Here is a 15,275-nt window from a genome sequence, read left to right on the forward strand (position 1 = left end):
CACTAAGCTGAACATGTTGGCTTACCAAAATAAGCTGACATGTTCGGTAAAAGTGCAAAACCATAATTTTTTATGAAAAACTATCTATATATACTTGTTATTGGAAGCTTCTTGACTTCTTGTGGAAGATTTAAAAATGAAGATAATAAGCAAGAACAGAAACAACGTATTGTTTGTATTTCTAAACAATACAGTGAGATAATCTATGCGCTACAAGCCCAAAAAGAGATTGTTGCTGTAGATGTATCTAGTACATATCCTTCAGAAATAAAAGAATTACCTACTATTGGCTACCATCGTGCGCTAAGTGCCGAAGCTATTTTAGCTATGAAACCAACAATGATTTTAGAGGATAATAATATTGGTCCAGAACATGTGGTCAAACAGTTGCATGACTTGAATATACCAATGAAACAGTTTGGTGCTTATCAAAATACTATTGCAGGAACAGATTCCCTAATTCGTGAAATGGGAACCTATTTTGGTAAACAAGCAATTGCCGAAACCCTTTGTAATACTCTGGATGCCGATATGGATTTGGCTTTAAAAAACACAAATACATTTAAAACAAATCCCAAGATTTTAGTCATTCATTTTGGACAAGCTTCCAATATTTATTTGGTTATGACTAATCATAGCAATGCTTCAAAATTGATAGAATGGGCTGGTGGTACCATGGCTGTGGATGGAGAACGGAGTATGATGCAGTTATCGCCAGAAATAGTAGCACAATCAGATCCTGATATTATTTTACTAACCGATTTTGGATATGACCGATTAGGCTCTATCGAACAAATTGCAGGTTTACCAGGGATATCGACGACAAGAGCTTTTGCAGACAGTAAAATTTATCGTGTGGAAGAACATGACATGGTTTATTTTGGTCCCAGAACAGGTGAAAATGTTTTAAAGCTTCAACAATTAATACATCAGGATGATGAAGCAAAATAACAATTATAAAAGTCTCTTTTTAATATTATTGGTCATTCTTTTTGCCATTTTAATCATTTCCATCAGATATGGCGCAGTATCTATTTCTCTAGAAGAAATGGGTTCTTCCATTCAAAAACAATTTTATGCTTCAGATCAAATGACATTGGTTGAGCGTATTTTTATGGAAATTAGATTGCCACGTGCCATTTTATGCGTGTTTGTGGGTGCAAGTTTAGCGGTAGGAGGGACTTTATTGCAAGCGCTTTTTAGAAACCCGATTGTAGAACCTGGTTTGGTTGGGACCTCTTGTGGGGCTGCTTTTGGTGCGGCTTTGTATTTCGCGCTTGGAGCAACATTTCATTTTAAAACAGGACAATGGACTTTACCTATTGCTGCTTGCTTGGGAGCTTTCGTATCAACAGCTTTAGTCTTTTTATTGTCACAGTCAAGACAAACGGGGAAAAGTTCTATTGTTTCTTTACTGCTTACCGGAATAGCCATTAATGCCTTGTTTTTAAGTGGTGTTGGTTTTTTATCATATATAGCTCGCGATCCACAAGCTCGTTCAATTGTATTCTGGAATCTAGGCACACTTTCTGGTGCTAATTGGGCTTCAGTTGGTATTGTTGGCTTTTCAACAAGTGTATGTGTCATAATAGCATTGCGCTATGCCAAACATTTAAATGCTTTAATGATTGGAGAAGAAGAAGCACAGTTTATAGGTGTTGATCTTAAAAGACTTAAATGGATTATTCTAAGTATCAATGTAATTATGGTGGCTGTGGCAACTGCTTTTGTGGGAGTTATTAGTTTTGTTGGGCTCATTGTGCCACATGTTCTTCGTATTCTAAAAGGATCAGATAACCGGTTTTTAATAATCAATAGCGCAGTTTTGGGAGGTATTTTACTTTGTTTGGCCGATTTACTTTCTCGGATGCTTTTGAGACCTGCTGAATTGCCTATTGGTATTGTGACTTCTGTGGTTGGAGTTCCCATTTTCATCTTCTTATTACAAAAGAAAAATTACTTTTTTTAATTATGATACAAACGCAACAACTTAGCTATGCTATCGGAAATAAAACCATTTTGGAAGATGTTTCTATATCTTTTCAACCTGGAAAATTACACCTTATTATTGGACCTAATGGCGCTGGGAAATCGACCTTAGTTAAATTGATTTCCGGACAAATAATAGCTTCAAAAGGAACGATTCATTACGATTCTAAAATATTAAAGACTTTATCTATTACTGAGTTGGCTAAAATTAGGGCCGTTTTATCCCAAAATATAGAATTGGCTTTTCCTTTAAAGGTAGCAGAAGTAGTCATGATGGGGCGTTATCCACATTTTACTTCAAAACCAAAGGCAAAAGATGAGCAAGCCTGTCAAGAAGCAATGGAATTTTTTGATGTTAGTAATTTAGCACATCGCGATTATATGACTTTAAGTGGGGGCGAAAAACAACGTGTTCATTTTGCTCGCGTTACTGCACAAATTTGGTACCCAATAGAAAATTATTGTAGACATCTTATTTTAGATGAACCTTTGACTTTTTTAGATGTGCACTACCAGTTTCATTTTATGCACAAGCTAATAGAGTTGCTAAAACAAAAAGATATAATAGTGATTGGCGTGGTTCATGATCTGAATTTAGCGGCTAAATTTGCTAATCAAATTTTATTACTTCATCAAGGAAAAGTTTTAGCAAATGGTTCACCAAATGATGTTTTAACCAAACAAAACATTAAAAAAGCTTACCAATTAGAACCTGTTTTCTATAAAACCGAAAAAACGACTTATTTGTTTTTTGAATGAACCTAGTTTTAAAATTAAATTATGCTAGGCGATTTCAACAAATTGTATTTTTAACAAAATGTTAAGGTTTTTGTTTGTAACACATTGTATTTTTGGACGTCATACTTAAAATTAAAATAACCATCATAATGAAGAAATTATTTACCACTCTAGGTTTAAGTTTATTACTTGTCGCCTGTGGCACATCCACAAAAACTACTGCAGATTTAGCAGTAAATACTCCTATTGATACGTCAATAGATTTAACTAAAGTTACTAACGATCAGGTACCTGTAACTATTAATCCAGGTAGATTTACCGTGGAAACTGTTACTTACAGATTACCAAAAGTAGTTCAAGGTACTTATTCTGTAAGTGATTTTGGAAAGTATGTGGACGATTTCAAAGCATACGATTATAATGGAGCAGAATTAGTGGCAAATAAAATAGACACCAATACTTGGACTATTGGCGGAGCTACTAACTTAGATTATATTACCTATTATGTAAACGATACATTTGATATTGAGGTTTCTGGTGGTATTGGTGGAGATACGCCTTTTTCTCCAGCAGGAACAAATATTGAACCAGATAACTATGTATTGAATTTACATGGATTTATCGGGTATTTCGATTCGTTAAAAAACAATCAGTATCAATTAGAAGTGACTGCACCTGCAGATTTTGTACGTACGTCTGCGTTACAAAATATCTCTGAAAAAACGAGTGAAGATGGCGAAACCATCACCACAAGTTATTTTGCTCCTAGATATTTCGATATTACAGATAATCCAATGATGTATGGTAATCTAGATGTTGAAGAATTTGAAGTTGGTGGCATTAAAGTCGTTTTAAGTATTTATTCTCCAAATAAAGTTCATAATGCGAAGCAAATTGGTGAAACAATGAAAACCATGATGGAAGCACAAAAAGCTTATTTAGGTGATATTAATAGCACCCCTCGTTATGATATCTATTTGTATTTATCTCGTGGTGATGAAGAATCTCCTAAAGGATTTGGTGCTTTAGAACATCATACGTCTACGGTTGTTGTTATGCCAGAAGCAATTCCTGATGAAGCCCTTGCCGAAAGTATGGTAGATGTAGTTTCTCATGAATTCTTTCATATTGTAACTCCTTTAAGTGTTCATTCTGAAGATGTACATTATTTCGATTATGCTAATCCAACTTTTTCTAAGCATTTATGGATGTATGAAGGTGTTACTGAATATTTTGCCACGTTGTTTCAAGTAGATCAAGGACTAATTACAGATGAAGCATTTTATGCTAAAATCATGGAAAAAGTGCAAACAGCTTCTGGAATGAATGACACCATGAGTTTTACCATTATGAGTGAAAACATATTGGATGAACCTTATGCAACTCAATATTACAACGTTTATCAAAAAGGTGCTTTAATTGGTATGTGTATTGATATTTTAATGCGTGAAGAAAGCAATGGAAATAGAGGGATTTTATCTCTTATGAAAGAATTATCTCTAAAATATGGTCACGACAAACCTTTTGTTGACGATAATTTAATTGCAGAAATTACATCTATGACCTATCCTTCTGTTGGCGAGTTTTTACAAACACACGTTGTAGGAGATGTGCCAATTAACTACGGAGATTTTTTCTCTATGGTTGGTCTTGAATTAGGAGAAAGTAAAGTAGAAACCAATTTATTACAAAATAGTGGTGCTTTAATTTTTGGAGCAAATCAAGAAAATGGTTCTATTTATTTTAATGGCTTAGTTTCTGAAAATAGTTTTTGGAATGACAATGGTGTAAAACCAAACGATGTTATTAAATCTGTAAATGGTGAAGAAGTTACTATGATGACTGCCAACGGTGTGTTCCAAAAAGTATTCATGTGGGAAGAAGGAGAAGCAATTGAAGTTGTTATAAATAGAGATGGAGAAGAGATTGTTATTAAAACAGCAGTAGCTAAATCTTACACTCTTGGAAAATCCTTAATTAATAATCCAAATGCTACTGAAGCTCAAATAGCTTTACGTAAAGCTTGGTTAAAAGGATAGAATATAATTGAGATTGTAGATGGTTGATCTGCGATTTTAGAATTTAAAAAAACCTGATGAAAATAAATTCATCAGGTTTTTTTTTGTTTAATATTTTGCTGCTTTTCCTTTAGTTTCAGAGTCTTTGATAAACTGTCTAATATCATCTGTCGCAGATATTAAATCTTCACTTCTAAGATACATCATATGGCCACTTCTATATGCTTTAAAGGTAATACGGTCTTTCATTTTACCACTTGGATCCATTTGCGCCACAGTGTATTTTGCAGCAAAATAGGTGGTTGCTCCATCGTAATAACCAGACTGCACCAACACTTTTAAATATGGGTTTTCAGCCATAGCACGACGTAATCCCTCTCTTGTATGGTCATTTTCTCTATCCCAAGGATGCACATCACCAAACATATTGTATTTAATATCTGTTTTAAAATGAAGTTCCTCTCTTAAATAATAATTAATTGCTGGCGTGAAGGAGTGAAGCCATGAGGTTAGTTCGGCATTGTAATCAGGTGAATTTCCTGCTCTCATTTTGTCAATACCTAAATAACGAGAATCCAACCTTCCAATGGTATATCCTTTGTCACGTAAAAGTTCTTTCCAAAAGAAATTGGTAGGCACATTTAAATTATGATCCAAAATGGCCTCTTTATCCAAACCTGAATACAAACTCATTTTTTCTGCTACTTGTTCTTTTTCAGCGTCAGAAATAAACCCTCCTTTTGCAATGGCTGGCATTAAGTTATTAATAGTAAACGTTTCTACTTCTGGTAAGATTTCTAATAAATCTTGTTGTTGAAGAGCTGGTGATAAGGCTTTTTGATGCCAGGCAGCTGCAGTGAAATATGGTAAATTCAAAGAGGAATAAATAGGCTGATCGGTTGAGTATATTTTATAATCGGCAGGAGAAACTAAAATAACACCATTTAAATACATCCATTGATTGTTTTGCAATTCTTTAGATAAGCCCATAACTCTTGGGCCTCCATAGCTTTCTCCAATTAAATATTTCGGAGATTCCCAACGATTTTTTCTAGTTACAAAGGTGTTCATCCATTCGGCTAGATATTTAATATCTGCATTAATTCCGAAAAATGTTTTCCTATCTGGAAATTTCCCATCTTTATCTTCAACCATTCTGGAATACCCCGTATTTACGGGATCTATAAAAACAATATCAGCAACATCTAAAATCGAATGTGGATTATCTTTAACACCATAAGGTTGCACCGGATAACCTTCGTCGTCTATATTCAAAATTACAGGTCCTGTATAGGCAATATGCATCCAAGCAGATGCAGAACCCGGTCCGCCATTAAAAGAAAAGATAATAGGACGTTTTTCTTTTTCGCTATTGCTCTTCTTGTAATAGGTATAAAATAAAGTGGCAATGGGTTCGCCCTTAGCATTCCAAACAGGTTGTGTTCCAGCAGTAGCTTCATAAGACAAGTTTTGTCCGTTAATCATAATAGAATGATTGGTAACAACCATGGTATCTACAGGGATTTTTTTGACTTGAGAAAACAGCAAGCTTGTTGATAATGTAAAAAATAATAAGAAGAGATTTTTCATAGAAAATATTTTAAGTTTTAAAGATAAAATGTTTTATTGGATACTGTTTTCGAAAACTGTTAAAATCCTTCAAATACACCTAAACCAAATAGGGCAAAATCGTATTTTACTGGATCGTTGGAATCTAGTTTTCGTAAGGCTTTATCTAATTCGGCTAAAGCTTTACCATCGTTTTGTTTTCGTGTTAATAACCCTAGTTTTCTAGCTACATTTCCTGAGTGCACGTCTAGCGGACAAGATAATTGTGAAGGCTTGATGTTATTCCAAATACCGAAATCTACGCCAGTATTATCGGTTCTAACCATCCATCTTAAATACATGTTTATTCTTTTTGCAGCCGAATTTTTAAGCGGATCACTAACATGCTTTTGGGTTCTTGGCAAATGGTCAATCTCAAAAAACACTTTTTTAAAGTGATGTATGGAGTTTTGTAACGAATCATTCTTAATTCCCTCTATAAAAACAGATTCCAAACCTTGATGCTGGTTATAAATATGTTGCAAACTCTTTATAAATGTGATAAAATCGGTGCCATTAAAAGTTCGGTGAACAAAAGGCAATAAAGCTTCTAAATCTTGTTCTTGATGGTTTATTACAAAGTCGTAAGGCGATTGATCCATTAACGCCATCATTTTCTTAGCATTATTGATAATACTTTTTCTATTTCCCCAAGCAATAGTTGCCGTTAAAAACCCCGCAATTTCAATGTCTTCCTTTTTGTTAAAAAGATGTGGAATTTGAATGGGATCGCTTTCAATAAAATCTGGACGATTGTATTGAATCACTTTAGCATCCAAAAATTCTTTTAGTTCTGTTTTGTTCAAGGTATCTTTTATTTGAATCCTTAAAAATATGCATATGTTTTTAAAATAGAAAGATTCTCATTTGAATAATTCATTTAAAAAAAAGTAACTTCGTTTATCATATTTTTAACCCAATTTGTGTATGAAGTCTGCTGATTATTCCAACATAAAAATCCAACCAGAACAAGCTAAGGATATTGCAAAAAGTCTTTATAACCTTGTGGGAGAAGTGAAAACCTTACCTGGGGAATTAGATTTTAATTTTTTGATTAAAACGAAAGAAGCCAACTATATTTTAAAAATTAGCAGACCAGACGAAGATTTAAAATATTTAGAATTTCAACAGGAAATCCTTCAATATCTTTCAAAAAGAAATTTGAATGCACCCATTATTTTTCCAGATACTCATGGAAATTTCATTAGTTCTATTCAAGATTCTTCAGGAAATACAAGGTTGGTACGCTTATTATCTTGGATAGATGGAAGGTTGTGGTCTTCTGTGAATCCTATTAAAGACGATTTACTTTTTAATTTAGGTTCTGAAGCTGGGAAAATCACTAAGGCTTTAAAAGGTTTTGAGCACGCAATGGCACATAGAGAATTTGAATGGGATATCGCGCAATCAGATTGGACCTATAATCACTTAGATTTATTTTCATCTGAACAAAAACAGATCCTTTCACATTTTCAGACTCGATTTAAAGGGGTTCAGAATGACTATAATAATCTAAGAAAAAGTGTTGTTCATAATGATGCAAATGATAATAATATTCTTGTTTCATCAAATCTGATTCATCCCGAAGTAACCGCCATTATTGATTTTGGAGATACTATTTACACACAAACCATTAACGATTTAGCCGTTGCCATGGCTTATGCCATCATGGGGAAGCCAGATTTATTGGAAGCCTCTTTACCATTTGTTTCAGGTTATCATAGTCAATATCCATTACAGGAAGAAGAGCTTAAATATCTCTATAATTTGCTAGCCATGCGTTTGGTGATTAGCGTAACTAAATCGGCTTTAAACAAACAAAAAGAACCGGATAACAATTATTTAATGATAAGCGAAAAACCAGCATGGGACGTTCTTGAAAGATGGATGCAAGTGGATGAGAATTTAGCGTATTATAGTTTTCGTGAAGCATGTGGTTTTTCAGCACATCCAAATGAAAACTCTTTTTTGAAGTGGGCGGAAAAGCAACATGTTTCCTTGAACGATTTTTTCCCAACACTTCACTTTAATCAGCTTTATAGCTTAGACATGGGTGTTGGAAGCACTTGGTTGGGCAATGAAAAAGAATATAACGATTTAGAGCTAACAAGTTTTAAAATAAATAGGTTACAAGCTGAAAAACCCAACGCCTTATTTGCAGGAGGTTATTTAGAGATTAGACCCTTTTACAGTACCAATGCATATCAAAAAGAAGGAAATTCTGGGCCAGAATACAGAACCACACATTTGGGAGTTGATTTTTGGGTGAAGAAAAATACGGCAATTCACGCGCCTTTTGAGGGCCATATTTTTAGCATTCATTACAATGGAAACAATAAGGATTATGGGCCAACTTTAATCTTAAAACACCAAACAGATGCTGGAATTCCGTTTTATACCCTTTATGGACATTTGTCTGAAAGCAGTTTAAATTTATTAACGCAGGGTCAAAAAGTTAAGAAAAATGATTTGTTAGCTTATGTTGGTGATGTTAGTGAAAATGGTGATTGGGCGCCACATTTACATTTTCAAGTCATGTTAGATATGCTGGATAATACCCATGATTTTCCTGGAGTCGCATTTCCAAAACGTATGTCTGTTTGGAGTAGTATATGCCCAAATCCAAATGTGTTTTTTAAAGATGAAGGTCTTAGGACATCTCAGAGTACTTCAAATGAAGAACTTCTAGATTTTAGAAAAAATCATCTAGGAAAAAGTCTGAGTCTCTCTTATACAAAACCATTAAAAATATTACGAGGTGCTGGTGTTTATTTATTTGATAATACAGGAAGAAAATATTTAGATACCGTCAATAATGTAGCTCATATTGGCCATGAACACCCAAGAGTAGTAAAAGCTGGACAAGAGCAAATGGCTATTTTAAACACGAATTCTCGCTATTTACATAACAACATCAATGCATTTGCTAAAGAGTTATTGAAAACGTTTCCTAAGGAATTATCAGTTGTACATTTTGTGAATTCTGGAAGTGAGGCCAACGAATTAGCCTTGCGTATGACAAAAGCTTATACCAAAGCCAAGGATATGATAGCTATTGAAATTGGCTACCATGGTAATACAAACGCATGTATTGATATGAGTTCTTACAAATTTGATGGAAAAGGAGGTCAAGGAGCTCCAGAACATACGCATATTGTGCCACTTCCCGATAGGTTCAGAGGTTTGTATCAAGGTGATAACACAGCTGAAAAATATGCCAAACATATAGATAGGCAAATAGATAATATTCATGCTAAAGGTAGAAAAGTAGCTGGTTTTATTTGTGAAAGTATTATTAGTTGTGGCGGACAAGTAGAACTTCCTAAAAACTATTTAAAGCTTGCTTATCAATCCGTTAGAAAAGCAGGTGGTCTTTGTATTGCAGACGAAGTGCAAACAGGTTGTGGCAGAGTCGGACAGACGTTTTGGGGGTTTCAGATGCATGATGTCATTCCCGATATTGTGACTATTGGAAAACCTATTGGAAATGGTCATCCACTAGCAGCAGTTGTGTGTACCCAAGAAGTTGCGAATGCTTTTGCAAATGGTATGGAATATTTTAACACGTTTGGAGGAAACCCAGTTTCTTGTGCCATTGGGAAAGAAGTTTTGCAAGTTATTAAAGATGAAAAGCTTCAAGAAAATGCTCTTAATGTTGGAGGTTATTTGAAAGATGAATTAATAAAACTTCAAAACCCATTTCCCATAATTGGAGATGTTAGAGGACAAGGCTTGTTTTTAGGGTTTGAGCTAACAGATGAACATAGGCAACCTTTAACAGAGAAAGCTTCTTATTTAGCCAATAGAATGAAGGATTTCGGTATTTTAATGAGTACGGATGGTAAAGATAACAATGCTTTAAAAATAAAGCCTCCAATGGTCTTTTCTATAGAGAATGCTAATGAGTTATTAGATAGGTTAAAGCAAATCCTAAAAGAAGATTTTATAAGGTTCTAATCTAATGACTTAAAATAAAATCCATCTTTTAAGTTTTCAGTTCGTTGTTGGGGAATGACTTTAAAATACGTTTTAAAATAATCTAATTGTTGTTTGTTTAAAGCTGGTAATTTGGTGTTTCCTGTTCCCCAGAAAAAGTCGATGTTTGTTGGGTAATTAATCTGTGTGTTTCCAACCTCTATAGTTTGATAATCTGTTTCAAACTGGCTATTTCCATGTGGTTCTATCATATAACCAGTTTCAAATCTGTTTGTTTGAACCTTTGGAATTGCAAAAAATAAAGGAATTAGAATAGCAAGAATACTTACGGCTAAGAGACTTTTTATTACTTTTTCAGATTTAATGACTTCAGCAATAAGAAAAAGGGAAAGGATGATTACAAATGGCACGTAAAATCTAAATTGAGGTGATGTAACAAACAATATTATAAGTTGTAGCAACGAGATGCCATAAATAAATAATATGGCTTTGTTTGTCTTAAAGCGTTTTATAAAGACTAAAAATAGAATTAAAATAAATAATATAGCTTTATTAAGTAGCCCATCCATACCTATTTGTAGTACCCAACTTTTTATTAAACTTAAATACGAGGTATTGCTATAAAATTCAGGAGTAACGCCATAACCATAGGCTTTGGCATAATTATAAAAATATTTCTCTATAGGACTAGGCAAGCTCCAGTCTGTCTTTAAACCTTCAATTCCAGCAAAAGGATAAATAGGATTTCCAGTAATTAAAATGTTTTTAATTAGAATTAAAGCTAGTGTAAAAACGACAATCAAACTTATTTTAAAGGTGTATTGTTTGACGTGTTTATAATGTTTGATGTAAATAATTAAAGGGAATAATACAAAAATGATTGTTGTAGCTTTAATTAGAAATAAAAATGATACCAACATAACTAAAGATACAATCCCATTTCTACTACAGGCATGATAGTTCATTAAAAAGCCATAAAACACAAGCAAGGAAATAACATAAACAGCTAAATCTGGAGAAGGAGCACTAATAAATTGAAACAAAAAAACATTAAAGATCGGGAAGAGGCCAACTACCAAATCCAAAGGATTGTTTTTATTCTTGAAATAATCATTCAGTTTAATAAGTGCATAAAAATTTCCAAGTAGCAAAGTCAGTCCGTTCAAGTTGTTTAATCCTTCGCGTAAAAAACTAAAATTAAAAGCGCTTTGCAAGAGATGCCAACCACTCGTTTGACCCAAAAAAAGATGCAGATTAATCAGTCCTTTTACAAGTCCAAATTCGTTCAGCCAAGCTATGGTTTGAATATAATAGGATTCGTTATCCATTAAGAATGGAGGCGAAGCACTTTGGGCTAAAATTAGAACTAAAATTAGTAGGAATACAATTTTAAAAAACGTGGACAACTTGCAAACTTCTTCTTTAAATAAAGTAGCATATTTAACTGTTAAAGAGTTATTTATAAATGATAAAATAATGGTTATAATCACAATAAAAACATGAAATCTCCAATTAATGGGAAAAAACACAGCCCAAAATCCACTGACTAAAGTGACCGCTAGAAAGCCATGAAATAGTACTAAAATAGGATTGTAATCTTTTAGTTTTAATAACCGATCAAGACTTACTCCGGCAACTAAAGTTATTGCCAGTATATAAACCCAAGAAAGTAGAATAAATAGCATGTAATAAATTTAATTAATTGGCAGCCGATGTCATATTTATGCCTAGATATTTAGTCTCTAATATATAATTTTACCATCAACCATAGTCAGTTTTCTATCTGCCATATCTGCTAATTCCTGGTTGTGAGTAACAATTACAAAGGTTTGTCCAAACTCATCGCGAAGTTTAAAAAATAACTGATGCAAGTTTTCTGCAGATTCACTATCTAAATTTCCTGAAGGCTCATCGGCAAAAATCAATTCAGGATTATTTATTAATGCTCTAGCTACAGCCACACGTTGTTGTTCCCCACCAGAAAGCTCATTTGGCTTGTGTTCGTATCTATTAGACAATCCTAAGAAATCTAGAAGCTCTTTGGCTCTTTTTTCAGCCTCACTTTTCTTTGTTTTCTTAATATAGGCAGGAATACAAACGTTTTCTAAAGCTGTAAACTCAGGTAGAAGCTGATGAAACTGGAAGATAAATCCCAGATGCTCATTTCTAAATTTTGCCAAAACGCGATCGTTCAACGAATTAATATTGGTATTATTTATAATGAATTCACTTTTTTCTTTTGAAGAAGGCGCATCTAAAGTTCCAAGAATTTGAAGTAGCGTCGTTTTTCCTGCACCAGAAGCCCCAACAATGGATACTATTTCTCCTTTTTTAATATCTAAATCTACACCTTTTAAAACGTGTAAATCGCCAAAGTACTTATGAATGTTTTTTGCTTGAATCATATAAAACCAAATGTTGTGGTGAATTTAATACAATAAGACGTGCTGTACAATCATCAGCTGTTTTTCTTATTAAAAATGTTTTTAACATGGTTGTAATCGATATAATAAACAACTCTAATGGAGAAATTATGATCTATAGGTTGCTGGAAAAGATGGTTTACACTGTTAAAATAAGTCTCTCTGGACGCATTCGATAAATCAAATAAACTATTTCTATACAAAGCTGTTAACATACTACCTGGCGCAAATTGCCAAGAATATCCAAAATCTAGATTCCAGGTATTGAAATTTACATTTGGATTATCTATGTCTTCTAAAGTGTAGCCATCTTCAGTAGTCAATCGCCCATTATCTTCCAAGGTATATAGCTGATTATCATAGGTTACCACACTCCAATAATTTCGAAAGGTTAACGAAAGGGCATGAAATACATTAAAATTATAATTACCTGTAATGCTATTTACTAAGGTGTTCCTGTCTCGTAGTCCAAAAATAATATCATTATTTAAGGTTTCAATGTACCCTTGTCCACCATTGGAACTATTGAAGTCTACATCATAGATTAAGGTGAATCTATCGTTAAAACGCACCCTAGGACTTATGCCTATGTTAAAATTAAACATGTCACGGTCTTCCTGAAACATGGTTCCCGCACCTAATGAAACATCGTATGCAAAGGTCTTGTTGTAATTTGAAGAAGCCCAAACATCTGCATTTACCCAATTTTCGTATATAAAATAACGACCTTCAGTTCTGGCTTCGTAATAATCGTACTGCTTTCCCATTTCATAATTAAAACTACCACCATATCCAAGGAGGTTCTTATTTTGGAAGTAAATACTCCCTCCAATATTTTTACCGGTATAAGTGCTTGGGTTATAAAGCATGCTGTAATTAAACCATAAACTATAATCAAAGTCTATCAAGTTGTTAATGGGTTCAAAGATTTCATAAGAAAAATCTGCTCCAAAATTACTATAATTGTTTCTGAAATTTATTCCAAAATCATTTATATCGTAGTTTTCATCAGCAAATTCATAATCCATGCTATACTGATAATTACCACTTATCTTACCAATTCCAAATGCGCCATTAAAGCCACTTTGATTGCCTTCTTCTAAATTTAGAAAACTATGTTTTGCGGCTACATTAAGACCGATGGTATTGTTTTTGTTGGCATAATCTAGCAAGAGAGCGGTTACGTTTGCATCTCTATAATGGCCATTTCTAGTAACGTTTGTATTAATTAAACTCACAGAGGAATTGCCATTAAATTGCTGATCAATTACAAAAATATTATAATTGGTTAAGGGTTCAACAAGTTCTTTTCTTGAGTTATAACTCAATGTGTCTTCAACTGTGGCATAAGTTTTTTCCGTAATGGCATTAAACAGTCCAATTCCTAGACCATTTTTATTTCTTCCTGAAATTTTAAATGCATTCAAGGTTTTTACCTTTTCTGGATAATCTGTAACTATTTCATTGGTGTCTAGATCCGCTTCTCCAGTAGGTGCGTTTCCTACACGTCTGGAATAAAATAAGTTTCCTTTTGTAAATAAATCCACACCTTCAGTAAAAAATTGTCTCTGTTCAGAAAACTGTTGCTCGAAAGGGCCTAAATTTAATTCGACATTATCAAAGCCAACCTGACTAAAATCTGGAATTAAGGTGGCGTCTAAAGTGAAATTATCTGTAATTCCATATTTTAAATCCATTCCAATATGATACTCGTCCGTGATATTGTCATCACCTATTTTACTAATCACCGTGGATGCATAAGGATATAACATCAATCTAGTTGGTGGTTCTATGTCTTTTATCCCAAGCAATTCCCCGTGGTATAAACTCTGGTTTCCAACTTCAGGGTTTATGGGGTTCCAAGAGTATTGAGATCTATCCGATCTAAATTGCCTATGAAACTGCAAGCCCCAAACTGGTTCTTTCTTATTAGAAAAACGCAAAGCAGAGTACGGGATTTTCATTTCAACAATCCAGCCATCGTCTACTATTCTGGCTGCACTTTCCCAAACAGCATTCCAACCAAAATCTTCTCCAATATTTGGAGAAATTATAGCATCAGCTTGGTTTCCTGTAGGAAACACAAAGAATTCAGTATCGTTTTGTGAATCGTTATTTGGGTTTAAAACAACTGCAAAAAAATCGTTAATACCAAAGTTATCTCGACTTTGAAATTGTTTTATAATATCATCTGGATGATCATAAAGATAAGCCGCAAAGTATATGGCATCGTCATCATAAGCAACTCGAACAACTGTTTTTTGATAAGATTTTTCTTCTAAACCAATATTTGGCCTAAATTGTATAAAATCATCTGCCAAATCTGCACCCTGCCAAATCTCATCGTTTAAATGGGCATCAATTTTCGGAGCTATCACAGCTCGTTTGGTATAAAGAGTTTTCTTCTCCTGAGCAAAGATTGCATTTGAAAAAAGTAACGTCAAAACTAAAAGTGAAACATATTTCATTGACAAAAAAGGGTTGGTTTAAAGACAATGAAAATGAGACATTGTTACAATTGGGTTGACAAATCTAAAGCTGTGATTTATATAATCATACTAAG

10 protein-coding genes are annotated in these 15,275 nt (G+C 33.6%); 5 read left to right on the forward strand and 5 right to left on the reverse strand.

Translation table 11 applies throughout. The features are described 5' to 3' along the window. The first annotated feature begins 72 nt into the window (after nt 1-72). From IEV77_RS08450 to IEV77_RS08465, 4 genes are all read left to right on the forward strand, one after another. Nucleotides 73-951: a heme/hemin ABC transporter substrate-binding protein gene (locus IEV77_RS08450; protein ID WP_188463779.1), complete on the forward strand. Its 879-nt coding sequence runs from the start codon at nt 73-75 to the stop codon at nt 949-951. Then, nucleotides 935-1,969 (forward strand): FecCD family ABC transporter permease, encoded by a 1,035-nt coding sequence (locus tag IEV77_RS08455; protein WP_188463781.1) that lies wholly within the window; start codon nt 935-937, stop codon nt 1,967-1,969. The genes IEV77_RS08450 and IEV77_RS08455 overlap by 17 nt, the downstream gene beginning before the upstream one ends. Before the next feature lie 2 nt (nt 1,970-1,971). Next, the gene (locus IEV77_RS08460) at nt 1,972-2,748 is read left to right on the forward strand and encodes a heme ABC transporter ATP-binding protein (protein ID WP_188463783.1); all 777 of its coding nucleotides are present in this window, start codon (nt 1,972-1,974) and stop codon (nt 2,746-2,748) included. A 128-nt stretch (nt 2,749-2,876) separates the two neighbouring features. Then, nucleotides 2,877-4,766, forward strand: coding sequence for a M61 family metallopeptidase (locus IEV77_RS08465; protein ID WP_188463785.1), 1,890 nt, complete (start codon nt 2,877-2,879; stop codon nt 4,764-4,766). A gap of 87 nt (nt 4,767-4,853) precedes the next feature. Here the strand turns inward: IEV77_RS08465 and IEV77_RS08470 are convergent, their stop codons facing one another. Together IEV77_RS08470 and IEV77_RS08475 are read right to left on the reverse strand one after the other, a co-directional pair. Continuing rightward, nucleotides 4,854-6,335, reverse strand: coding sequence for a S10 family peptidase (locus IEV77_RS08470; RefSeq protein WP_188463787.1), 1,482 nt, complete (start codon nt 6,333-6,335; stop codon nt 4,854-4,856). Nucleotides 6,336-6,394: 59 nt separating this feature from the next. Then, nucleotides 6,395-7,159: a TIGR02757 family protein gene (locus IEV77_RS08475; protein WP_188463789.1), complete on the reverse strand. Its 765-nt coding sequence runs from the start codon at nt 7,157-7,159 to the stop codon at nt 6,395-6,397. A gap of 121 nt (nt 7,160-7,280) precedes the next feature. On the opposite strand from IEV77_RS08475, the gene IEV77_RS08480 reads away from it, so the two are divergent. Continuing rightward, nucleotides 7,281-10,310: an aminotransferase class III-fold pyridoxal phosphate-dependent enzyme gene (locus IEV77_RS08480; protein ID WP_188463791.1), complete on the forward strand. Its 3,030-nt coding sequence runs from the start codon at nt 7,281-7,283 to the stop codon at nt 10,308-10,310. Here the strand turns inward: IEV77_RS08480 and IEV77_RS08485 are convergent. Genes IEV77_RS08485 through IEV77_RS08495 form a run of 3 tightly spaced genes read right to left on the reverse strand, consistent with a single transcriptional unit; the run spans nt 10,307 to nt 15,180 of the window. Then, the gene (locus IEV77_RS08485) at nt 10,307-11,974 is read right to left on the reverse strand and encodes a DUF8201 family protein (protein ID WP_188463793.1); all 1,668 of its coding nucleotides are present in this window, start codon (nt 11,972-11,974) and stop codon (nt 10,307-10,309) included. The genes IEV77_RS08480 and IEV77_RS08485 overlap by 4 nt on opposite strands. A 57-nt stretch (nt 11,975-12,031) precedes the next feature. After that, complete coding sequence (locus IEV77_RS08490; protein ID WP_188463795.1) at nt 12,032-12,694, reverse strand: ABC transporter ATP-binding protein; 663 nt, start codon at nt 12,692-12,694, stop codon at nt 12,032-12,034. Nucleotides 12,695-12,747: 53 nt separating this feature from the next. Beyond that, nucleotides 12,748-15,180 (reverse strand): DUF5916 domain-containing protein, encoded by a 2,433-nt coding sequence (locus IEV77_RS08495; protein WP_188463797.1) that lies wholly within the window; start codon nt 15,178-15,180, stop codon nt 12,748-12,750. Between the last annotated feature and the right edge of the window lie 95 nt (nt 15,181-15,275).

It is taken from the genome of Xanthomarina arctica (genome assembly GCF_014638915.1).
Lineage (GTDB): Bacteria > Bacteroidota > Bacteroidia > Flavobacteriales > Flavobacteriaceae > Xanthomarina > Xanthomarina arctica.

What these genes read in the sequence shown, in the direction of transcription:
- IEV77_RS08465 (WP_188463785.1), top strand. Translation starts at nt 2,877, where the DNA reads ATGAAGAAATTATTTACCACTCTAGGTTTAAGTTTATTACTTGTCGCC.
- IEV77_RS08495 (WP_188463797.1), bottom strand. Translation starts at nt 15,180, where the DNA reads ATGAAATATGTTTCACTTTTAGTTTTGACGTTACTTTTTTCAAATGCA.
- IEV77_RS08460 (WP_188463783.1), top strand. Translation starts at nt 1,972, where the DNA reads ATGATACAAACGCAACAACTTAGCTATGCTATCGGAAATAAAACCATT.
- IEV77_RS08450 (WP_188463779.1), top strand. Translation starts at nt 73, where the DNA reads ATGAAAAACTATCTATATATACTTGTTATTGGAAGCTTCTTGACTTCT.
- IEV77_RS08470 (WP_188463787.1), bottom strand. Translation starts at nt 6,335, where the DNA reads ATGAAAAATCTCTTCTTATTATTTTTTACATTATCAACAAGCTTGCTG.
- IEV77_RS08480 (WP_188463791.1), top strand. Translation starts at nt 7,281, where the DNA reads ATGAAGTCTGCTGATTATTCCAACATAAAAATCCAACCAGAACAAGCT.
- IEV77_RS08455 (WP_188463781.1), top strand. Translation starts at nt 935, where the DNA reads ATGATGAAGCAAAATAACAATTATAAAAGTCTCTTTTTAATATTATTG.
- IEV77_RS08485 (WP_188463793.1), bottom strand. Translation starts at nt 11,974, where the DNA reads ATGCTATTTATTCTACTTTCTTGGGTTTATATACTGGCAATAACTTTA.
- IEV77_RS08490 (WP_188463795.1), bottom strand. Translation starts at nt 12,694, where the DNA reads ATGATTCAAGCAAAAAACATTCATAAGTACTTTGGCGATTTACACGTT.